Source organism: Dyadobacter sp. LHD-138, from assembly GCF_030929615.1.
Classification (GTDB): Bacteria; Bacteroidota; Bacteroidia; order Cytophagales; family Spirosomataceae; genus Dyadobacter.
In genome coordinates, this window is record NZ_JAVFVU010000003.1 from 310,723 (window position 1) to 334,465 (window position 23,743).

Genomic DNA, 23,743 nt, shown 5'->3' on the forward strand with positions numbered 1-23,743 from the left:
TATTAAAACTTTATTTTGTATTATTTTAATTAAAAAGTAAATTTTTATTTTATGGTGTTTCTAACCTCCGAAAAATTAATTGATGCGATTGTAACATCAAAATTTAACAACGTAGCTGAATATTTCCGTATCTGTAAAATTGACAAACAAATACGGCTAACAAAATACCGCTTTAAAGTAATCATTCTGCTCCAAAATCCACTGGTCATCGTACCCAAATTCTCCAATAGAGTCCCTATGAAGCATTTTACTATCGTTTTAAGATAATGATTGCACTAACCCTAAATATAGTCGTAGAGAGAAAGTGAAATGTTTGACTATTTAGAATTTGCATAGGTGAAGCAATTCTCATTTTGCTTTTCTACATTAGCAGCGCAAAGTCAGTCAAAATGGCTTTGTTCAGGTCAAATGTGAAACGCAAACAGCGAGAAGGGCGAACCTGCTAATTTCAAGTACCCGTTACTCAAGTATTTATCCGAGGAATTTCAAGGGAGCTTTTTTCAAAATGAGCTGACCTGTCTGAACCGGATGCTGGTCCTTTACCACAACCGGTATAGCTTCTCGATTGATGACAGCACGGCGGACTACCTGGATGATTTTGAAAGATACCTTCAAAGACCTTTAAACTTTCGGTATCTACCTCCCGCAAAAAGACAGCAGATCAACCTGATCCGCAACCGGGTCCTATATCTGCTGGAAAACAACCGTCCAATCTTCGAGCAGCTACCCACCCGAAAGGATTACAGCGCTTTCGAAGCCAAACAGGAAACGATTCTGAAAATCTACCAATGGCTTCAAACCCTGTCACATGAGCCGGCGGCGAAGAGTGGAATTGATATCAACCAATGGAAGCTGGACCTAAAATCACAGTTCGGGCAACTGCTGTTAAAATCTGAATCTGCTGCACCGGAATTATCGACTATATCAATTAAATACAACTTGTCCCTTTTCTCCGTTACGCAAGTCGCTTCACTATTTTCTCGGATCTTTTCGGTGAGAAGTTGCAAAGTAGCCGTCTTCAATGGTTCCATATTTTAGCCCCAATAATCTAATGAATTGTTAGTTAGGAATTTTTACTTCGATCATTTTTCGAGATTTACCAAAGCGGATACCGCCATATTCAAGCTTCTCCATTCACAGATAAGCTATGATATTTATGTTTGTTTAAATTAACTTTAACCCTAAAATAGCAATCCCCACCATCATTCGCTTCTATCAATCGGTATTTATATTCGTTCAGTCTATATTTTTCCTTCCACCCACAATTCACCCCTACTTCTTTTTCGTTTTGCTGATTTACTACTGCCGCGTACTGTCTATCATAAGATGCATTGTCCATTGAGAGCCGGTCTTTATTTTCATGAATACATAGCTTAACGAGATTGTCAATTTCAATCAGTTCTTCATTGCGTAAATCGAAGTTTTTTGCGTTAGGAAATATATTCTGGTGAAATTCACGTTTGCTGCTGCATTGAAAATGAGGAAGTCCGAGTAAGATGAAAAGCATAATTTTAACCATAATATTTGTTTTTTGAGGCATTAAAAAATTCAGATCAAAGTGTTTCACTCCCATTTGTAACAAAATCGTAGGTCTTATGAGTAGTAAGGTTCACTTTAAGGGAGAAAACACCATCACCGCCATCGTGTATTACTTTGTTATCTTTTCGCCAATCATACGGCGTAGAGGACCTGCTGAAATTTTCAATAACGTCTTCACGAATGCATCTAACCCAAACTTCCAGATTACCGGAGGCCGTTATACCAGGAAAATATTGTCGCTTGTATTTTTTCAGATCTATTAAAAAAGCTCCTCTTCTGTCATTGTAAAGTGTGACCGATTTCCTTACCGCACACTCAATGACAAGAATTTCTTTCTCATTGAGTGTGGCTTGCTGAGCATCTCCTAAAAACAGTCGTGCATAGCTCACCGGGAAAATAGCATATTGAGACGTATCATAGAAAGGAATTGATTGTATTTCACTTTCATTAAGAATTGTATACGTTGTACTGTCCGCACGCATAGCAATTTCTGTGGTTCTAGCATCACTCTTTTGTTTGAGGTCACACCCGATTGACCCAACTAAAAGGATTGCCACGCACGTAAAAATATGCATTCTCATAATTATCCGCGTTTTCTCACTAATGTTCGTTCGTTTTAATGAACTAATAAATTCCTTTTTTTAAGTAATCGCCTTCCGGATTTTCAGCTGGACGCACCTTGGGTGTATCCCAATTATTAACGATGAGTACCTGGATCAGGAACTGGCCCAACCGAGAGGGGGTCGGGCTGCATAGGGTTAAATTACAATCTATGAAATTATTGTGATAATGAGTTACTCGACTTATTAAACTGTATTTCGAAATTCGCAAATTTTAATCTGCTATTTGCAGTAATCCTTAAAAAGGATGCTCCGAAGATTGTCTCCGCCTATTCATGGCCAGAAAAAGTTGTTCCAATACTCACAAAACACTTAGTAGCAATACAGTCTTACCACCTCAAGATGGATAAAAGATGGACTCAATTCATGTCCGTTTTTTCGCAACACCCGAAAACAACCGTTTTCACGAACCACGATAAAGAACAACATGGGAGATAGAACCTCGTTTTGTAACTTCTAATGCTTAAAAGACTTTTTCAGTACCCCCCGACCTCTTTGTACAGCTTTTTAGTGTACCCCTTGTACGAAAAATCCTGCTTTGGCAAGATCCGAGCCAATCCAAAATTTAGTCATTGGCCTCATTTGTCCCGATCGGAGTATATAGGATAAGTTTGTTTTTTAACTGCGAAGCGTATATCTCCATGAATCAAAAAAATAATGTTACCGGCTCTTCCCCGATTCCAGTATTTTCCGTGCTGTATTTTATTTCCCTTTTTATTGGCGGTTTAAATCCACTCACAGCCCAGAGCCTGAGTTTTAAAAACGCTGTTATTATCGTTTCGCCAAATGTTACGTCTCCCATGAAGGAAACGGCAGCTAAAGTTCTTTCCGAGGAGATTTCAAAAAGATCAGGTTCTGCTCTGCCAATTGTTGGTGCGTGGCCAAAATCCGGAATTCCCGTGATTGCCCTGGCTTTGTCTTCCGATTCAGATCTATCCGGAAAACCAACGCCCGCAAAAAAAGACCAGAATAGTCCCGAATTTAAAACAGAAGGCTACCGGATATTGACTGACGTTTCGGAAAAAGGAAATGTTACCTGGATCATCGGAGCCGATGCACGTGGCTTACTTTTCGGTGCGGGCTGGCTGCTGCGGAATTTGCGTATGGCCGCAGGCACAGTTCAACTCGATGAAAAGGCAGATTTCGCATCCTCGCCTGCTTATCCGATCCGCGGACATCAACTAGGTTATCGTACAACAGCCAATACCTACGACGCATGGTCAACGGCCCAATTCGATCAATACATTCGTGAACTTGCCATTTTCGGCACAAACGCCATCGAAGGAATTCCTTTCCAGGAGGGTGAAGCGCCAAGTCCTCATTTCAAAATTCCCTCAGCAGAAATGCGAATCCGGATGAGCGAAATGTGTCAGAAATATGACATGGATTACTGGGTGTGGACGCCAGCAACCTTTGATCTGAAAAACAATGAGAAAAGGCAGGCAGAGCTTGAAATGCATGAAGAATTTTACAAAAAAGCGCCCCGGCTGGATCATATTTTCTTTCCCGGCGGTGACCCTGGTGATAACCATCCTTCGAATGTAATGCCTTTCCTCAAAGAACTACAAAGTCGTTTGGTCAAATATCACCCGAACGCTAAAATGTGGATTTCTCTGCAGGGTTTCAGCGTCGAACAGATCGACTACTTCTACCAATATCTGGCAAAGGAAAAACCATTGTGGCTGGAAGGCGTGGTGTCGGGCCCTGGCAGCCCTCCTATGGCCGAAACGCGTTACCGACTTGCGAAACAATACAAGCACAGAGAGTATCCTGACATCACGCACCAGATTCGTTGCGAATTCCCTGTCGAAAAATTTGATCAGGCGTATGCCCTTACGCTCGGGCGGGAGTCCGTCAATCCACGTCCCTATGCCTACGCAAAAATTCATGAAAAATACGCTCCGTTTACGGACGGATTTGTTTCTTATTCTGATGGTAGCCACGATGATGTGAATAAAGTATTGTGGAGCATGCGTGGATGGGATACGCAAAAAAACATTCATGAAATCCTGAAAGAGTATGCGTCTTTTTTCTTTGGCAAAAATATCGATCAGGAAGCGGCTAGCGGAATTGAGGCCCTGGAACAAAACTGGAAAGGTCCATTGGCTGAAAACGGTGGCGTGGAAGCGACTTTCTCCTTCTGGAAAACTCTCGAAACGGCCAATCCAAAACTGAAAGATAACTGGCGGTGGCAAATGCTTCTGATGCGTGCATATTACGATGAGTACACTCGGCTAAGGTTAATCAATGAACAGGAGCTAGAAAAACAGGCCAACGAAATTCTTGCCAAAGCTGATTTGCAAACCATCGACGAATCGATGGAAGCTGCGCTGGCGACAGTCAACAAAGCAGATACACAACCCATTGCAAAAACAATCAGAAAACATATTGAAGATCTGACCGACGCCTTGTACATCTCCATTGGTTTACAGACCAGTACAGCCAAGCATCAGCCCCGAAATCCGGAACGTGGCGCTGTAATGGATTTTGTTGACTATCCGCTCAATAACCGCTGGTGGATGGCAGACAAATTTGAAGAAATTAAAAAAATCAAAGAACCCATTGAACAGCTTGCTCAGCTCAAAAAAATCAGTTCATGGGAAAATCCGGGACCAGGCAGTTATTACGACGACATTTCGAGCGTCAGCAAAGGACCAAGAGTAAAAACCATTTCGGACGACGCTACGGATGTTGCCTGGTGGGATAGCGGTAAAAGCAGAAAACGCCTTTCATCGCAGCTTTTTCAACGTGAGCCTGCGCTGGATTATGAAAATCTGGATCCGAATGCACGTTACATGATCCGCGTCGCTGGCTTTGGTGAAGCATTGTTGCGTGTGGATGGCAAGAGACTTTCGCCCGTTCTTTACAACAAGGAGCAGGACTCGTTTAAGGAATGGATCGTCCCGTTGTCGTTGACGCAGGACGGAAAAATCTCCGTGACTTTCGACGGACCCGAAGAATCGGATCTGAACTGGCGCAAAAACTCTAAAATTTCTGATATCTGGTTGCTAAAACAGTAATCAATAGACTCGCCCATACTACTGGATAAATTGAAAAAGTGAGTGCGTAATTAGCAAGCCGACCCCTTACGCAAACATAAGGGCAAGTGCAAAACAGTAGATTTGGTCAATTAAAGTTAAAACTGCTGAATTGGCAGCAAAAGTACGCGGGTTTGCGTAGCAAAGCGTCCGTCACTGTACAGTATTGTTCAAAAATGGACAAAGAATGTATTATATCAATATACAAAAAGGCCTTTTTAGCGCATCTTGGAGGATTGAAAGCTTTGGTCCAGTATTTATATGAGAATTAGTTAGAGGGTCTTTCTTCGGTAAGTGAAAAGAAAGAACAGCCACAATTGAACGCAAGACTGTTATCACGTCAGGGTATCATTCTTAGTTTCGTAAGCAAGGATAATAATTTTAACCAGACGAACCACAAAATATTGTCAAATATGGTACTTAAAATCAAGTGTAAAGGGATTGCTTCGATTATATTGTTACATAAAATCTATGGTATTTTTTTCATCAGTATGCCCGACCAAGTCACTACCTTACGTTACTTTATTTTAAGCGCAAAAATTACGAAGGACATAAAATTTTGTTTGTTAATAGTACTTCCTTTTACTATTTCCTTCAATAGTCTTGCCCAGAAGATACCAGTACTGAAATCGCATACGTATAACATTTCGATACGGGATGGGGATGATTTCAGAAAAGGCCGATGGAATATAGACACAAAAGTAAATCCTGATATTTATGAAGCGCCGATTGCAATAAATGAGAAGTATAAGCTGGTCACATTTATCACCGATGTTGATTCTCTTCGATTTAGGGTTGAAAAGGGCAAAACATACCCTTTTGTCATTATTGTGAATGAAAAAGATAGCGCATTTACCCAGGTAAGGACTGTCAAATCAGCCGTTAATTTCAGCAAAGACTATATAAAATCTCACGAAGGAAAGACTTTTGTTGAAATACCTGCTGTATATGAATTGGTTAATATCGTTATTGCCTTAACCAATACGGGCAAAAATAAGGAGGGATTAGTTGTTAAAAATACGGCCTACTACCAAGAAGTAATCGGTTGGTTTAGCAAATATGACAAAGAACCCATTATTATGAAAATAGATTCGATTTTATCGAGTAGTTACGTCGAGTATTTTTCTATTAAGATGAATGCCTACTCTTTTAAGTTTAGTTCTAATGGGAAAATTGTGCCAGATGAGGTTTACGACAGGCTCACTAGCGTTAATACCCTTAGGCCATATCTTGAAGAATTGCAGAGTTTCTCTGATAACTCTAAGTTTGAGACTTTTTTTAAGCAATACCAACCTTTTTATAATCAACTAATTAGTTCATATAGAGATTCAATAGGTATAGCAGAAATGCAAAAATGGTTAGGAAAGAACTTTCCGAAAACAAAATACAATTCCTATAAAATTGTTTTCTCCCCCTTAGTCGGTAACAATCAGTCTGCCAATTGGTTTGAATACAATGGATTTAAAGAAGTTCAGGCCCATGTAAACTTTCCCCGTAGAAATGAGGAAGAAAAAAAGGAATTTTCTAGTGAAGCACTTCAAGTTAAAGACGGAAATATTGTGTTTACAGAATTGAACCATAACTTCATTGGCCCAGAAATACAAAAACAGGAATATCAAAAAAATATCAAAGATGCTTTTGTAAATTTAAATGCGTGGATAAAAGAAGGCTCCCCAGCTGAACGTGCATATAATAATGCTCGTGCTTGTTTTGATGAATACATGAATTGGGCACTAGTAAGCTTAAGATATATAGACTATGCCCCACCTATTGAGCATGATAAGCTCATATCAAAGATGGAAAAATACCAAGTAGAGGTCAGAGGCTTTAAAAAATTTGCTGAGTTTGATCAATTTCTTATTCAATTGTATAAAAAACGGAGAGAGGGCCAAGTAGTAGCTGATTTATACCCTCAAATCGTGGAGTGGTTTGTTAAGAATAAATGAAAGAAATCATGTAAAACTCATTTCGGGAACATAATAGCAATCGCAAAACAGTAGATTATGTAACACGATTACTACGATGGTTCATTTTTATTCCCACTATTTTTCCACTTTGTATTGCTTTCGGAGCAATAAATGGCGTTTGCAATATGACGGAGCGAATGATCGAGCGGATCATTTCTGATATCGAAAATTGAACTTACATTAGTCTCAACTTTGCACCGTTTAAACCGATATTTTGTGAGGCTGTCAAAGCTCATTCGATATTAGAAAAGTCCAGCTTTAGAAGAAGAGACACTTAAATACCAGGATTTTCCACTAGAATTATTGGAACCAGTCTCCTGTAGGATGCTTATACCGGTTTGGGTTGGACTTGCAACAATAAAGAGGACAAAAGATTAAGCCGCAATTTTTTGTTGATTTAAAAGTTCTTCAAATTCTTTGGGGGATAAATATCCTAAGGCAGAATGGAGTCTTTTTCTATTATACCATACTTCGATATATTCAAAAACAATTATCGCCGCTTGCTGCTTATTAATGAACCTGTTTTGATAAACACATTCAACTTTTAAGGTCTTGAATCGGATCGCCGAAGCGAAAACTCTCTGCGACAGCGTTATCCCAACGGTCCGCCGCCGCGGCAATTTCCTTTTCTGTTCATACTTCTGATTACCAGTGGATTTTTGTCCAGTAAACTTTTAAATTCATTGCATGCATACTGAATTCCTCGATCTGACGGGGTCGCCCGTGTGATGGAAAATTAATTTAGACGTTATGCTTCGGTTATTCTGAGCCATATTCCATGCAGGGATCACTGTATCAATAGCTTTCATTGTTGAACTTAATGCCCATCCAATTATTTTCCTATTAGCCAAATCCAGTATAGTAGTAAGGTATAACCAGCCTTGGGTCGTTTTAATATAGGTAATATCCGATACCCAGGCAGTGGCTGTTTTTTCTACCTTAAACTCTCTATTGAGCCTATTTTCGACAACCGGATATTTGTGCTCAGAATCCGTTGTAACACGGAATTTTCTTTTAACGATGCTCCGTATTTTTGCTTTCTTCATTAGTCTGGCAACCCTTGGCGGGAAACTTTTATATCCAATTTGTACAGTTCCTGAGTAATTCTGGGACTCCCGTACGTTTGTTTACTATTTCCATAAGCAATCTTGATTTTATCAGTAAGGATCTGGTTTTCAATGGCTGTGTCCGACAATTCATTTCTCAACCAGGTACAAAATCTGCTTCTGCTCACCTTAAAAACCATACACATTTTCTCGATGGGAAATAATTTCCGATGATTCTTTATGAACCCGAATATTTGCCATCGCTCCTGGAGAAAATGCCGCGCGGTGGACCGCCAACAGCCTTTTTTAATATATCTCGTTCAAGTTGTGTGTCGCGGAGTTCTTTTCTTAGCCGAACCAACTCCTACTCCGTTTCGCTCAGAATAACCTTTCCATTACCTGGGAAACTACCGGTTTGTTTCGCAGAAAACTCTCTGCGCCAGCGGTATAACACGCCGGTGGGGCATCTAATTCTTTTGCTGACGCACTAAGGTCTGTGCGGCTATTGCTCAGTTCGACGCTCATCAGTTTGAACTCCTTATCAAATACTCTTCTTTCTCCAGACATAAATGTTAAGTTATAAAAGTTTCACTTAACTCAGTGTCCGCTTAAAGGTAGCAAGTCCAGAATACACATGTAACTTAATTATTTACAAATAGTTAATAACTTATATTTCCCATGATTTACGAAATTGCCTTTTAATGGCAAAATTTGATCCTTTTTTATCGCTTTCTAGGGTTCAAATTTCTTTTCTTCAGGGGGACAAAACATTGCCCAAAATGAGCCAAAATTCAGAAATACATCATTCAAACCGACGAAATGATTAGCCATTCGCTTACCAATTTTCGCAACATTACGAAAGGTATGAATGCGATTTCGTCAGTAGTTCCGAATACAGGACTATTTGTTACAGGAGTTGCTGTGATAACGAAAAATTGGTACGTTTATACCTGAACTATCAACAAAAGGCAACCCGTTTTCTCTCGACCCGGACAGAAATTTAGATCGGCCTTTCATATCTGACCAATAGTCGTTTAGTTTTAAATCCAGCCCACCTGAATATGCAGGTGGTTGTCGTTATCGGGAAAAACGTATCCGAGTTGCGGGATTAGTTGTTTGATTTGCTGGTTTATGATCAGTGTCGGACTAACGCTTTTGAATTTGGCAATTTTACGTCTTCCGAAAAAATCACTTTGAAGCGGGAGGCCGAAACCGATCCTTCCTTTCCGATATACATCCGGCAAACTCGTTAAAGAAGTAAGTATATTTTTTACCATTTCAATTGCGCGGCTATCGTCAAACGTCCGTCCTGTCACGTTGATATCGATGCTTCTGCCAAGGCAATGACCGGTACATTTCTCAGCCACTGGCGGCCTGATGAAACTACCGATTACAATGTCTGCGTACCCCGCGGCTACCGCACTATCACAAATATGGGCCATCACCGGAAGTATCTGAATGATGGAGGTTCGCGGATCAACGTTATTAACTTTTTCGCCCCTGACAATCTTTTCAAGTTGCTGTTGTGCGCCAAAGGACGGATTGGCTGTGACCAGCCCGTTGCTGAGCGTATCCAGGACTTTTTGTGCATGAAAACGGTTGAAATCGAAAGGCTTTGAAATCGGCGGAAAATTGCCCGAAACAGGACTTACCGGGGAATTCTGTACCGTGAGCAGCGGCCTTATTCTCGCCCAGGTATTAGGTCCGATCACACCGTCGGCGCTGCCTCCAGAGAATCCCTGCCGCGTTTGCCACGCTGTAACAGCCTCCGCGAACGCTTCATCCCCCAGGCTTACGTTTTCTGCTCCGGAAAAAGGGAGCAGCAGATCGTTGATCTGCTCAAAATATTGTCCCCAACCCAGTGCGCTTGCATAACGATGATTCAGAGTGATCGCTTTTGTCCAGTCCCTGAGTTGATTGTCGAAGTATAAATCTTCGTGATCGAATGCCTCGAAAACGGGATCCTCCTCCGCTATGAGCGCTTCTTCAATTGCTTCATGACGCTCATACCCATAGGCTTCCTCTTCTTCCCGTTCTCTCAACCCCAAAATTTCTCCCTCATTGTCAAATTCTCTTTCAATCGCCGGGTGCCCTTCCTCCGGGACAAAACCAGCAATACTTTTACACAGGAATTTGCCGACACCAATGGTTCGATAATCAAAATGCATGATATCTCCGCTCGCATTCGGGCCAAAGTCGATCGCCCCCCACGCAAGTCCAGCTACCTGCCGCAATGCACAAACGAGATCTCTGTGCAGATTTAAAAAGCCGTTCAGGGGATTTCTGTCACCAAAAGTCAGTGACGCTCTCCAGTAAGACAATTCGGAGCGGTTTTGCCGGAGGTATGTGACAAAATCATTATTATTCTTTTTCAAAATATCATAGGCAGCTGTGGAAATTTTTCCTTGCGTGAGGGCTATGTTGTTCAAATACTGAAATACGGTTTGACCTGGCAGCGACTGCCCGGGGGACGCATTGCGAAGTGCCTGTAACATACGTGTCCTTTCTTTATTTGTGCTCGCCGTCCAGCCGGCCCCGATCCATGGATTCCCGAAACCGTGAATGTCCACCGCCAGTCCGAAACCGTGCATTGCTTCTTTTTCCGATGACAGCCTGGCTCCGCTAAACCGCGTCGCACTATCAAATCCAAGCGCACGCCCCAATTGTGCCGGTGTCATCCCCGAATACTGAGGTTGGGAAACAAGCCACTGCTCCGCCTCCTTCAGTTTTTCCAGAAGCAGAATGTGGACTCCATCTGTAAACTTGACGCCCAGCCACGCGGGTTTTAATATATGCTGGAACCAATTCGCTGCATTGAATCTGGAATTAGTCAGCCGCTCCACCTCAGATCTGATCGCTGTCTGGCTGAGATGTTTTTGCCCATAAAATGTACTGCTGTCCAATTTTGATTTAAGCGTGTGGTTATAAATGCCCATTGTCTCCAGCGTGGACCTGCCAATAATCCCATCCTGATCCTTTTCATTCAGATAATGATTGATCTGGTACTGGTGAATTGCCTCAGTAAAAATTCCGTCGACAGTCGTTCCGGACTGGTCAACCGGATAGGGAGAGCTCGTATTTTGCCGGTTGTAGGATAACAGTTGTTCTCTTATCAAATTCAGATCGACACTCTTTTTCAGCCTTTCCAAAATATCAGTATTCGAAATTCCCGATTTCAGCACGAGCTCCTTATTACGCCCGGTGGCAGTCCAATTGACTTTTACCGAAAGTACCGTCAGCGTGCTGTCTGGTTGTTCCGATTCGGCAAATTGTTCATAAATGAAGGGGCTTTGTTCATTTTCTACCTCATAAAAATGCTCTTCTGTTTCAAACTGATCAGTATATTCCGGCTCATCGTACGGATAAAGATTTTCTTCTTCAAAGTCCGGCAACAACCGCGTAAATCCATTATTCTGAGTGTTTTCCATGTCGATATGATCATTTAAAGTTCGCCCAAAGACAAAACCACGTTGCCGTTGATAATGATGACAACTTTTCTGAGCCAGGCATTTTTTTGCGTGAACTCTCCGAATAATTTATTTGCATCACGCTCTCCCAACCCGGAAACTTTCACCGCCTTAATTTGCATTTTTGTCCCAAGCCTGTCCTCTATCGCCTGCATTACGTTCGCCGCCCGGGCTGCGCTGAGCGCCAGATTGTAGCTGCTATCTCCCGAGGCATCCGTATGTCCGTAAATTTCCAGTTTACTATCCCTATCCGAAAAAGCGGCGAGTTCTTCTGAGCATAACCGCCCGACCGCTTCTATGCCACCAGCTGTTAACGCAGCATCGTCATGTTTAAAATAAGCCAGATCTGTCAGTTCATACCGGCTGGAAAATGTTTCAGGCATGGGGACTGCAACAACCTCGACATTTGTTGTTTGTGACTTAATCTCACCTGTATACATTGTAATGCTGGGTAGCAAATCAAAAATACTTACCGAAGTATCGTCATCATGGGAGATATCAATGCTGTCGGGCATATCCAAAAGACTTGACTCCGAAAATTCCAGTTTACCTTTGCCTTTTCCTTTTACCAGGATGATCTTCCCGGTCAAAAATCCGACTTTTGTCCCTCCCTTGTTGCCGTTTCCCAGCGATATTGCCAGTGGCAGTTCAGAAACAGCTGCTTCGGTAACTTGGACGAATGCGTCAGAAAAGTCCGTCTCGTAGTAGCCAATGGAGCTTTCCACTTCTCCTTCCAATCCCGCCGACATGCCAATCTTCGGAACCCATTTGCCAGGACTCAGAGAAAGCTGAGCGCTCCAGAGCACGATCGGGAAAGATTTTGTTGTCGTTGCCGAGTTCCATTTTGTAGCTGATGGATATTTGGAATAATCCGTATTGTTGGTAATCGTGGCAGTTCCTGAACTTCTTGAAAAAGGTCCCACGCCTATTGATGAAAGTTTTATTTCAATTTTGTACCGGTATAGAACCTGTGGTTTCACCGGCTCGACTCCGTAGCGTTCACAAAATGCCTGATTTTGTAATGTTCCATACGCGTCCCGATAATCTTCCATCATCCTTCTGATCCAATACAATTTCGAGCCGTATTCTTTATCTGATGCAGGCCGCCAACGTGCTTTTTTGGAAAAATATTGGACGAGGTAGTACTCAAATACCGGTTGATACATGACAGGCAGATAAGTGTTCCTGCCAAGACCATAATTTATGTCGGAAGCGGCAAATAACGAATCAAAGTATGCTGATAACTTGCTCTTTCTGATGGATGGTTGCGTCTCATCCTCGCTGTAAAAATTGGTTAGCGCCTTCTCAATTGAAGCTTCCTTCGCAGCGATCGAACCTATAAAATCCTTGATATTCTTTGTGAGCGGATGACTCCATGCGAGCGGAAGCAGTAGTTTTAGTGAGCCTGAATTATCGGCCAGAGCGCCCATCATTCGCGAAGAAATGGAAGAAACCTGCCGGCTTAGCTCAAAAATCCCCTGGTATATGATGACAGGATTAGCTGAAGAATTGTCTATGATCAATAATTGCAACTGGCCACCACCTCCGCGCTTCGCTATCCTGACAGTTCTTTGGGGATAGAGATACCCGGTAGCAACGCCATTGGCATCCATTTTACAGAAGAATCCAACAACTGTATCCCGCAAATCCCTCACCTTTTTATCCAGAAGGGTATAATTTTCTATTGCTGAATTTAATACCCAGCACAATTTGCCTGATACATAGCTCCCCGACTGATTCAGGATCAGGTTTGCTCCTGCTACACCAATTTTGTCCTGAGCATGAAGCGTCTGATATTTTCCAGTCAGATCAGCTACCGGCCTGTCAGGTGACGGCTCCGAAAGTGTCAAATTTCTATTTGTGCCGCCTTGCGGTGACTTCGGCGGAACCAGTGTATTCGAGTATCCATTCGCCTTAAATACGCTGCGGATAATTCCCAACATCTGATCATAAAATACCTTTTCCGACTTATTCCCTCTCCAGTCGAAATACGTATCCGCCTCGATCTTATGTCTTGGATATTCATTAAACTTAAAAAAATATCTATCCCGCATTGCCTGCAAAAAAGGTCGTTTGTCGGGCTGCTTTTCAAGGTAAAACAATGACCCCGGCTGATTCATATTCGACCATTCCTGCGGATGCACCATCAATATTTTAGTTCTATCGACGAATTTGTCCAGGGAATTGATATTTCTAAGATAGAATCGCGCAAGACATCCATAAGTAGAATAAGCCAGCGCATAAAGAATGACCTGTTCGCTCGGTGCGTTTTTATACATGAGTGAGATGATCGTGCCGAGTTCAGACGACCAATCTACGCCAAAGTTCTTGATATAATATTTGGTGATAATATTCCCAAGCAGATCGGCAGTGGCGCGGTGCATTTCTTTCCCGTAATCTGAATACGCCGGCTCAGATATCAGGTTTTTAAAGCTGATACAAAAATTAATTGCGTTTTGCTTGTTGCTTTCATTGTTAAGAATGTAGGATGTTATTCTCTGGGCATTTTCTGGAAGTGCACCAGCTCCGGTTTTGATTTCAGGCTTAACATCCAGCGTCATCGTAGAAGCGCCGATCCCTATCCGGATATTTTCATCGCAACTAACCAGGGCAGCTATTGCCAATTCGTGAATGTTGGACTGGATATCACTGACAGACATTTTAACTCCCCGTCCTCTAATATGTGGATTCCGCAAGTATGTGTCACTGGTTTGTGAGGATGAAAGCTTTAAAAATTTCCGCAGATAGCCGGGTGAGTAGTACCCGTCTATAATGGATACCGGCTTTTTTAAAAAGCTCCTTAATTTCTGTACGTTTGCAACCAAATCCGGATCGATTCTTGCGTATGCCCAGCTTTTCTCCCCTGTCAATTCCGATCGCGCGAATTCCCTTACTGTAAAATTAGCGCTGATTTTTGAGCCTTGATTTGTTTTGTCTATGACCAGTAATGCATTATACGACAAGACAGGCTCTTTATATTCTTCTGAATTCTCAATTTCTACGCCGGCCTTTTTGAATACGACATCACCGACTTTAACCTCAGTCAGGAAAGACTGCCAGTTTACCAAAAACCCCTCCGTATCTGGTTCCGGATCATTTGAAGAGTCGAACGTATTCGTTTCTGCTTCTTCAATGAAAGGTTGTCGGATAGGAGGTGAGTTCCAACTACCGGTGTCTGATTCCTCAGTCTCAACGGAAACAGTATTGATAAACGGAGATTCCATTTTTAAAATGTTTAGATATAGAAGTAATCAATGTTCCTGATGGTCACGCCTGATCCTCAAATACCTTTGATCAATTCAAACTTTGAGACACCTTGGTTCCATTAGATTGCACGCGAACCGTACCGGTGATATTAGCCTGGGGATTTTTGATGTTATGACCCGTGGCTTTTTCCCAGTTGTTGATAATTGTGAGAAAATCTGACATATAGTTCGCCTGGATAGAAGGTGCCGCCGGAGGATTTAGACTTGACATAATGTTTTGCATGCTCGCATCATTGTCCAGGATACCCCCTGCTTCAATTGTGGTGAGAATGGTCGATGCTGCGCCTGCCATTTCAAATAATGCCTGGCATTTACTGTGAGCAGATATTCCGACCTTATTTCCAATTTTAATCAATCTCTCCCCGATTGTACTCGACTGGCAATTCAGGAAATTCACGACAGGTGTATCGTCAGATATGATAAAGGCAAACCAGGACGTAATCAGGACAGATGAATATTCTTCTCTCGACAAGCTCAAATTGGCGTAAGAGTTTAATGTAACATTTCCACGTCGTGCGATGAGTACCTCCCTGAGTTCCTGCGCCAGGTCGACGATAATATTAATATCAGAAGTATTGGCCCCGGTCGCATTTCTTGCATTGATATATCCCTGCCAGATCTCGGACAAATATTTTTCGAAGAGAACGATAAATTGCTGATTGGATGATTTTGACTTGTAGTACTCTACTGAATTGTTGGTACTGATATCGCCAAATGCGAGATCCATGCCGAACAATCTGTGATATGCGTTACGTCTGCTGGCATCGGCACTTGGCCTAATTAGGCTTCGCAAGTTCGAGGTCCGTGGAGTGTCGCTTTTGAAGAATAATCTTTCTGAATTTTGGATCCAGTTGAATACTTCGGAATTATCTGCGATCCCGAAGTCCTCGTCGTAAAGATATCGTTCCATAAATCGCTGAAATATTTGCAAAATTCTGGTGTTTTCCAGAAAGTAAGCATAAATCAAATGATAATGGGTAGACTCTTCAAATGAAGAATATCTTATAGCTCCGGCGGCAACAGGCGTATTTATCGCAGCAACGCCATTCGAGTCATAGTTAACCTGACCATTCAGATCAAACCAATGCCTCTGAATTGAGCGTTCGATAATCGTAGGATCAGCGTATGCACAGTAGCTCATTTTATCGTCAAGTCTGTATGCGTAGAGTGGTGTTACAGCTCCGCCTATATTAACGGGTGGTGCAATGACCGTCGGCGGAATATAATCACTGACGATTAGAGTTGGCGGTGGATTTGGAAGCAAAAGACTCGTTTGATTTGCGTATATGATGTTATCTAGAATATCCATTTCGATTATTAGCGATTTAGTTATTTATGTTATTTTTTCACTTGTCTCGTAGCAGGCGCTTTGTAATTCCCTGTTTTGGTTGGTCTGATAACAACAGCACCTTGTCTTGAAAATGATAATGCTTTCTGTACGATCTCATCGTCTGCAGAATGGCCTGTATCGCCTTTGCTTTTAGCAATAATCAGCCGGCACTGTTCGATTTTCGAGTTGATGTCCTTTTCGATGTTGTTCAAATTTGAATGCGTAGAATTGAGTTTTTCTAACGTCAGATCCTGATCCAGATATCCTTCCAGTTTATCATATTGCGATTGTTTTTTTGTTACGTACCGATAAATTGCATCGATCGCATTTTTATCTTCCAGCGATAACACAGCCAACTGAGCTGCTTGTATCTGTAACAGCGTGTCGAGAGACTCTTTCATTATAGTAAGATTTTAAGTTCCTAATTCAATTCAATTGCAAACCCGAGCTTAATCATCCAATCCTCCTGCTGTTTGTAAAGCGATTGGAGATCACCCGTACCCAGCCCTATTTTGTAGCCATTCAACGCCAGCAAACGGAGGCTTTCTTTCCAGATCCAGGCATGCGATGTAAATAGTGCCGGACCGGCCAGATATTCAAGTTTGTTCAGTTCCAATGGCCCGGCGCGATTCGGATTAATAATCTCTGCCAAAGCTTTTCCATCAAATGCACGGTAGTTCATTTTAAGGAGGATCCGGACCACGTCCGGAAGCGCGGCAACACATTTTCTTATAAGTGGAATCGATGAATGGCTGACCAGATCAAGGTCGTAGTCGTTCTGGAATGCCTCAGCCAGATCGTCCCACGGACCACTGCCATAAAACTCCCTGCACATAGTAACGTTCATCAATACACGCAAGTAAGAAATTGGATGAGGATCGTGCGCGTGGTACGCAAATACCGCTCCGGGAGTACCGCTGACCACGTCCGAAAGTGCTGCCACCGCAGCAAAGCCGGTATGTACAAAAGCAAAAGCATCCGCAGCCATTTCAGAAGACCAGCTGCTAAATGCACTGGAAACATCGTCTCCATAATCTACCAGTTTTGTTTGCAATGCCTGAGCCAATTCTTCATTCCAGTTGAGCATGTGTGCGACCTGATGTCCGGTTTCATGTATGATAGCGGTGGGACGATAAAGATTGTGCTGTGTCACTTTGATTGCCGCAACCGGACTGATCCTGCCATCCCACAACTTTAGCCCTGCTTTGAGAATAGATGCCCCAACCCCTTTATCGACATATGTCAGCACAAGCGGTGCTTTCCTGCCAAGTGGTTCCAGCAGTTCCTGCATACTTTTGATACAGAGAATATCACAGGCACGCAGTAATGCAGCCAATCTCGGAGTGGTCCTCGAATTGATGGCCACTGTGTAAAACTGTATCGTTTCTTCTGCTTTCAGATATTTGTCGCGCAGCTGTAAAAGTCCACGTTTCACACTCCGCATATTTTCCTGCTCTGCACCGTTTTCAAGCTGATTTTTGAGGGCTGTGGCAAAAGCGAGCACTTCTTCGATACTTTGCCTGAACGACTCTTTCAACAACGTTTCCATCGCGTGGTCTATTCCCTGCCAGGCATTAGCGGACGCCAGATTTTCTATGACTGACAGCCTCGTTGCGGCCATGAACCAGTGGTTTACCTGCCGTGTCAACGACCTGTTAATAGATTCGATAGCGTACATGGAATGATCCTTAAGTTAAATGTTTAGTCAAATTTCTTGTCTGCAACAATGCTCAGATCCGGCGCAGAAATAGCGGGGATGCTGAGATCTTTCAGACTCCCAATCGAAAAGTCTCCCCGTATCGCGCTGATGGCCGCTTTGATCGCCGACATTCCCTGCACATTGGTCCAAAGCAATTTGATCGTTACCCCGTCCTGAGGTTGCGCCTGAGCAGTTTTGAACTCCGTAGCCCGTGCCTTGAAAAATGCAAGTACCGCATCGTAGGCTTTGCTGCTCAGCTTTTCAACGAGCGCCTCCACGATCTTACTGATGATCTCCTTGCCGGCTATCTTGCCGAGCGCGTCCAATGGTGCGAACTGTTCCTGCTGGTCGCCGATATTTTCGAGATATAGTTCCGGCATCGCTTCATGCACAATCTTCACCTTACTCGCGATATTTTTCTTCAAAATATCTTTCAAAACAACTTTCAATGCATTGCGAACATGCATCGCAGCCCCGAGGTAATCGCTTTTGTTCAAACTTTCCACGATTCCTAATGCGTCCTCTTCACTGAAATAATAGTTTAGCCTGATCTCGGACCTGACAAAATTCAGTATTGCCTGTACGTCAGCTGAACGGCTTTCGATCCCGGTGGCCGGCTGTCCGTTTTCTGTGGTACGATGGTCGGTTCGTTTTACTTGTGGCAGCCGCAGTCTCGCCCCGTCGATTTCGAGGTAGTAGAATCGCTGACCCTCTGCTTTACGGAAACGGGTGGCTGTTTTCCTGGGAGACACATCTTTGCCCAAAGAAGGCTCTTTAAGAAGCATTGTCGATGCCTGCAAGGTAAGTGGCAGTAATTGCACCCATGCTCTTGGTTGCCTTGCATTTAGTCCGGGTAGATTCTCGAACCGGCTGATTGCCGTGAGTTTCCCACCATTCGATACTTCATAAACATGCACTTTCGCCTTTACCGGTTTCGATGCATCAATGCCGTATTTGTCTTTTAGGAAATTTGCCAGAGGCAGGTTGCGATAAGTTTGTACGCTAGCCGCTGTTTTGGGGTCTATCGTAATTTCATAAACATGTGTAAATTTCTTGTATGCCTTCACCGGATTTTTCAGTGGCAACGACACCCATAATGCCTTGTGTTTTGTCGGTCTTAATTCTTCACGGATATACTGAGGTGGAAAATGGTCAGCTGCAGCCTGCTCAAAGGCTTCAAGCAAATGCATGGTCAGCTCTTCATTGTCATTGAGGGAAGCTTCCTGCAATTGTGTCATGTTCTGAATAGTACCTTCGATCGTGTTCGCGATGGCTTCGTAGGCCATATCCGTACGTCCGTTGTCGCTGGTTTCAAAGCCGATAGCACTCATACCAACATCAATAATGCTCGCAGCCAGCGGTTTGGCCACATTCGCCGGAACATATTTGGCGACCAGCTTGGCAAGCAAACCGGCCAGAAAATTGATCACCTTCTGCCGTCCGATAATTCCGAGCGCTATTTTCACTACTGGTTGAAGAGCAATTAACGCAGCGGGAAGGAATTTTTCAATGGCCGGTGCAGGACTTTCACCGGGCTCTAGTGTTTGTAATTCATTAATAAACTGTTCCCTGGCTGCATAATAAGGTTGCTGCTCCTGATATCCACCCGTTTCATAACTGCTCAGCCGATCTATATTTTCAAATGAGAACTCATATTCTGAAACGATCTGGTCAGTCTCCATTTCATCGGACGAAAAGACGAGTTGCGCGATGTTGTTGTCCAGCTCAGTCTGAATGTTGTCAAGTTCTGTTCCTTCCTCTTCTGCTTCGGGATAGGCTTCTGCCCGGACGTCAATTTTAAGAAATTTCTTAGCCAGCGTTTGGGCGTAGGGGCGCAGATTTTGCGGTAATTTGCCAATAGCGAATTTGAGTACTTTCTGCAACAACGGGTTGATGAGACTTTTGATCTTGCCCAGGACAATGTTGAGTGGCATTATCTTTCCAACTGCTGCGATACCCTTTTTGGCCAGGTCTATCCCTTTACTTACCACTGATTTGACCTTCTTGAAAATCTTGCCAAAAAACTGCTCTTGTACCGGACTGAAATTACCATGATTAAATTCGAGCCGGTCAAAAAAGCTTTCGAATTCGGTGAGAGTGTGATCTGCCAGATTATTACCAGAATAATGCTGTGCGACGCGATCAATCATGCTATGAGTTTCTCGCAGCAGGGGATCAAAATACTCGTTCGTCTGCCGGGTTACAAAAGGAATATAATTATTTCCCATTGCAAGTTCATCGGAAACTTTGCTGCGCCAGGTGTCTTCCAGTTCATTACCCAGATCATACAATGTTTCTGTAAATTCCGCATCATTTAATTCGGATAATAAACTCACATAATCCTCAGCAGACCGGTTGGAAACAGTTTTTTCAGATGCTTCATATGTTCGTGAAAAAGGGCTGTCTATTTTAAATTCATAATTATTAGATCGCAGGTCAGTTTCAACAAGATATCCTTCTTCTTTGGTGAAAATATCTGAGAAAGGCGTTTCATATTGGCTCACCAAGCCATTTAAATTTCTGTCCATAGGGAAAAACAATTTAATAAAATGAAAAAGATCACTTTGTAAAATTGCTTCGTTCAATTGACTTGATCAATCCCGCAAAAGGGGGATTTTATTCCTTGTCAAAAAATGTCTGATGATAGTGATGGATTAAAGCAGCCGTATTTTTCGCACCGGTTTTTTCAAGAATGTTCTTTCGGTGCGATTTGACCGTTTCGAAGCTTATAAAGAGTTTTTCCGCAATCTGGTTATTTGTTAATCCCTGCATGATCAACCCAAGGACTTCAATCTCCCGGATACTAAGATTTGCCGGTCTAACGTCCGATTTTGTAACGGTCAGTTTTTTAATTGCATGAATGAAGAACTCTGGATCTCTAGTCTGAACTCTGATAATTAATTTGCACGATGCCGCGAAATTTCGGCTCAAAGAAAGTATTTGTCGAACCTTTGCAACCAACTTTTCTTCTGAATCCACATGTAAACCTTCCGACGAAAAAAAGACGATGTCCTCGCTTTTTTCTCCGGCAAATGAACATACGTTAAGAGAGATTGTTGTTGCCATTTGACAATGAAAAATTCCTCTAAAAAAACTCCAAAAATAAATAAACGAAAGTGCATTAATGCTTAAGGATAAGTGAGTCCTGTCAAAAGAATTATTTAATGCCGGGTGGGTTGCAGCATTAAATGTAATGAACTAAAAATGAAAAGGAAAGGCAAACTTATTAACCGTAAAAAAACAATTTTGCGCACGACCTAATTGTAATCGACTGTACCATTACTTTAACTTTTACAACTTTTCAGACACCCAATCACACTCATAATCAATAAATTACCGTATAGTAAGTTCATGTTTGCATCCATTGGAATCAAGCTGCCTTTTACGAAATTACATGCTCGATTTAAATAGACTCAAATGATCAGATACATCAAAAGTGAAACTGCCCCTTTCAGTGTTAAAAACGGTAACAGAGATGTAAAAATGGAGCTACTTTGGGGCGATCAGTTTCAAATTGAAAGCGGTCCTGATAACGGCTTTGTTACGGGTTGGGCAAGGGGGCGACGCGGGCTGCTCGAAGAAAAGTACTTAGGTGATGAATCCTTGCTCGAATTCTATTTTATTGACGTTGGCCAGGGCGATGGTGTGCTGATCAGGACTCCAGATGGGCGCCATATCCTCGTCGATGGAGGCTACAAACGAGATTCTCAGCCGAGCGGCAAAAATGCGGCTGACTTTGTGGATTGGAAGTTTGCCAAGGATTATAAACGTACCGCAATCGATATCGACGTGATGATCTCGTCGCATCCGGACGCGGACCATTATGGCGGGCTTTGGGACCTGCTCAACCCGAATGAAATCGACGAACTAGATTTGCAACAAGTCAATGTTGGGCAGTTTTATCATTGTGGTGTATCGTGGTGGAAAAAAAATGGAGGCGCTAGAACCATCGGCGATATTGAGCAAGGGTTGCTAACAACGATTTTGGAAGACAATCAGCACATATCCCAAACAGAATTACCTGGATCAAGCTGGAAACTTCAAGGCGACTGGGGCTCGTTTATTAAGCTGGTCAACAGTCTCCAAATTCCCACTAGACGGCTTTATCACGAACATGGAACACCCGTGAAATTCCTGCCCGGATTTAATCAGAATGTGGAAGTCAGGGTGTTGGGGCCGGTCCAGTTCGAAAACAATGGGAAGAAAGGCTATAGGGCATTTTCCGGGACAAGTCAGAATACAAACGGTCATTCTGTCGCGTTACGGTTTGACTACGGCGATTTCCGTCTGCTGTTGACTGGCGACCTCAATGCAGCGAGTCAAAAACTACTATTGGAGAGTCACAGAGGTACCGTATTTCAATCAGATGTAACCAAAGCCTGTCATCATGGAAGTGATGATTGTTCGTTAGAATTTTTGCAGCACATTCAGGCCGGAGCCACAGTGATTAGTAGCGGAGATTCGGAAAGTCACGATCATCCGCGCCCAGCTATTGTTGCGGCTTCAGCGTTAACCGGATTCTTGGAAACCAAGAATGACAAATTGATCACCCCACTGGTTTATTCTACCGAAATTTCGAGAAGCTACAAGCTTGGGAAACCCGTTGAGATTGTAACAGAACATAACGGCGTAGAGACAACCATCCAAAATATGCATGATGTAAGGATCAATTACAATGAGGTTTCCGCCGGTGCTCTGAATGCAGCCCGTAAATCAAGAACTGCAAATAAGCTATATGTAGTGGGCGGAATTGTTTATGGTTTAGTTAATGTTCGGACCGATGGGAAGAAGGTCATTTGCGCAACGTTGAATGAGAATAGTGCTGAATGGCAAGTTCGAACATTCAAAGCGCGGTTTTGAGGTAAATCACCGCAGCCACAATGAACTAACAAATCAATGGATAATTGTTTATTGTTCTGACGCTGCTTTGACATCAAACATCCCGAAGAGAGGGATTAAACAAAAGCACTTAACTTATTAATTTATAATTAGTTACAATAGACAACACTAAATCTGGCAGTTGGGTTTACACCTACCTCCCTTACCTGAATACAACTTTCTTTACTCCATTTTGAATAGATCAGATTGATTTAAATGTGCGTTTATTTTGATTTAATCATTCGACCTGGGCGCAGGAACTAGCCTTGTCAACAGAAACGCTTCTGAAAAACTGGACCTGGAATTCTCCGGACATACACCATCGTCAGCAAAACAGACGGAGTAAACAAAGAGAGGAAAAGTATGGGCAACCGGCTAAACACCGGCGTCATCAACTGGAGTGGCGTTCCACTTACCGAGGTCGGAAACATGCAACCCTACGAAGACTTCATCATAGAAAACGGCTTTTTCAGGAACCCTGTTATAGAGATAGACTATGACAAAAAGGAATTTATCGCACACAAAAAGGTACCTGCCAAAGCAGCAACCTACACCAAGCTGCCTGTCTTCTACGAGCAAAACCGTCCCAAGTTCAAGGCAGATATAACGCACAACGGCAAAAACTACAGCTTCTGGTTTCTTTTTGACACTGGCAGGGACGGAAGCATGCTTCTTGGAGAGGATTTTACTTCCAAAAACAGCCATTGGCAGGAGCTCCAGCCCCTTACTATCATCAACGGCCGTAAAATCGTGCGCCTTGACGCCACCATAGCGGGCATTGTAAAGGACACCGCAACTCTGACAAATTACCCACAAAACAAAACCCACCTGCTTATGCAGACCTATTTTAATTAATGACAAAACGTAAAATAATCAGAAAATTATCACAAAGC

Annotated in this window: 14 protein-coding genes and 1 pseudogene; 5 read left to right on the top strand and 10 right to left on the bottom strand. The window is 42.8% G+C overall.

Annotation, left to right across the window (positions count from 1 at the left end; translation table 11 throughout):
- The first annotated feature begins 528 nt into the window (after positions 1-528).
- Positions 529-1,038, top strand: coding sequence for a hypothetical protein (locus RB622_RS02680; protein ID WP_308044952.1), 510 nt, complete (start codon positions 529-531; stop codon positions 1,036-1,038).
- Positions 1,039-1,120: 82 nt separating this feature from the next.
- On the opposite strand, the gene RB622_RS02685 is transcribed toward RB622_RS02680, so the two are convergent.
- Together RB622_RS02685 and RB622_RS02690 are read right to left on the bottom strand one after the other, a co-directional pair.
- Positions 1,121-1,540: a hypothetical protein gene (locus RB622_RS02685; protein ID WP_308044953.1), complete on the bottom strand. Its 420-nt coding sequence runs from the start codon at positions 1,538-1,540 to the stop codon at positions 1,121-1,123.
- A gap of 13 nt (positions 1,541-1,553) precedes the next feature.
- Entirely contained in the window at positions 1,554-2,096 is a 543-nt protein-coding gene (locus tag RB622_RS02690; RefSeq protein ID WP_308044954.1) for a hypothetical protein, read from the bottom strand.
- Between the two features lie 704 nt (positions 2,097-2,800).
- On the opposite strand from RB622_RS02690, the gene RB622_RS02695 reads away from it, so the two are divergent.
- Positions 2,801-5,179 carry a hypothetical protein gene (locus RB622_RS02695; RefSeq protein WP_308044956.1) on the top strand — a complete coding sequence of 793 codons (2,379 nt, stop codon included), beginning with the start codon at positions 2,801-2,803 and terminating at the stop codon, positions 5,177-5,179.
- Between the two features lie 431 nt (positions 5,180-5,610).
- Positions 5,611-7,143, top strand: a complete 1,533-nt coding sequence (locus RB622_RS02700) for a DUF4932 domain-containing protein (RefSeq protein ID WP_308044957.1) — start codon at positions 5,611-5,613, stop codon at positions 7,141-7,143.
- Positions 7,144-7,538: 395 nt separating this feature from the next.
- On the opposite strand, the pseudogene RB622_RS02705 reads toward RB622_RS02700, so the two are convergent.
- From RB622_RS02705 to RB622_RS02740, 8 genes and pseudogenes are all read right to left on the bottom strand, one after another.
- Positions 7,539-8,777, bottom strand: a pseudogene (locus tag RB622_RS02705) (IS3 family transposase).
- Positions 8,778-9,250: 473 nt separating this feature from the next.
- Entirely contained in the window at positions 9,251-11,638 is a 2,388-nt protein-coding gene (locus RB622_RS02710) for a hypothetical protein (protein ID WP_308044958.1), read from the bottom strand.
- Between the two features lie 14 nt (positions 11,639-11,652).
- Complete coding sequence (locus RB622_RS02715; RefSeq protein WP_308044959.1) at positions 11,653-14,901, bottom strand: OmpA family protein; 3,249 nt, start codon at positions 14,899-14,901, stop codon at positions 11,653-11,655.
- A 70-nt stretch (positions 14,902-14,971) separates the two neighbouring features.
- Entirely contained in the window at positions 14,972-16,252 is a 1,281-nt protein-coding gene (locus RB622_RS02720; protein WP_308044960.1) for a hypothetical protein, read from the bottom strand.
- A gap of 29 nt (positions 16,253-16,281) precedes the next feature.
- Entirely contained in the window at positions 16,282-16,674 is a 393-nt protein-coding gene (locus RB622_RS02725; protein WP_308044961.1) for a hypothetical protein, read from the bottom strand.
- A gap of 20 nt (positions 16,675-16,694) precedes the next feature.
- Positions 16,695-17,951: a hypothetical protein gene (locus RB622_RS02730; RefSeq protein ID WP_308044962.1), complete on the bottom strand. Its 1,257-nt coding sequence runs from the start codon at positions 17,949-17,951 to the stop codon at positions 16,695-16,697.
- Between the two features lie 23 nt (positions 17,952-17,974).
- Positions 17,975-20,500 carry a hypothetical protein gene (locus RB622_RS02735; RefSeq protein WP_308044963.1) on the bottom strand — a complete coding sequence of 842 codons (2,526 nt, stop codon included), beginning with the start codon at positions 20,498-20,500 and terminating at the stop codon, positions 17,975-17,977.
- A gap of 88 nt (positions 20,501-20,588) precedes the next feature.
- The gene (locus tag RB622_RS02740) at positions 20,589-21,038 is read right to left on the bottom strand and encodes a LuxR C-terminal-related transcriptional regulator (RefSeq protein WP_308044964.1); all 450 of its coding nucleotides are present in this window, start codon (positions 21,036-21,038) and stop codon (positions 20,589-20,591) included.
- A 351-nt stretch (positions 21,039-21,389) separates the two neighbouring features.
- On the opposite strand from RB622_RS02740, the gene RB622_RS02745 reads away from it, so the two are divergent.
- Positions 21,390-22,832, top strand: a complete 1,443-nt coding sequence (locus RB622_RS02745; protein ID WP_308044966.1) for an MBL fold metallo-hydrolase — start codon at positions 21,390-21,392, stop codon at positions 22,830-22,832.
- Between the two features lie 381 nt (positions 22,833-23,213).
- Complete coding sequence (locus RB622_RS02750; protein ID WP_308044967.1) at positions 23,214-23,705, top strand: hypothetical protein; 492 nt, start codon at positions 23,214-23,216, stop codon at positions 23,703-23,705.
- The last annotated feature ends 38 nt before the right edge of the window (positions 23,706-23,743 follow it).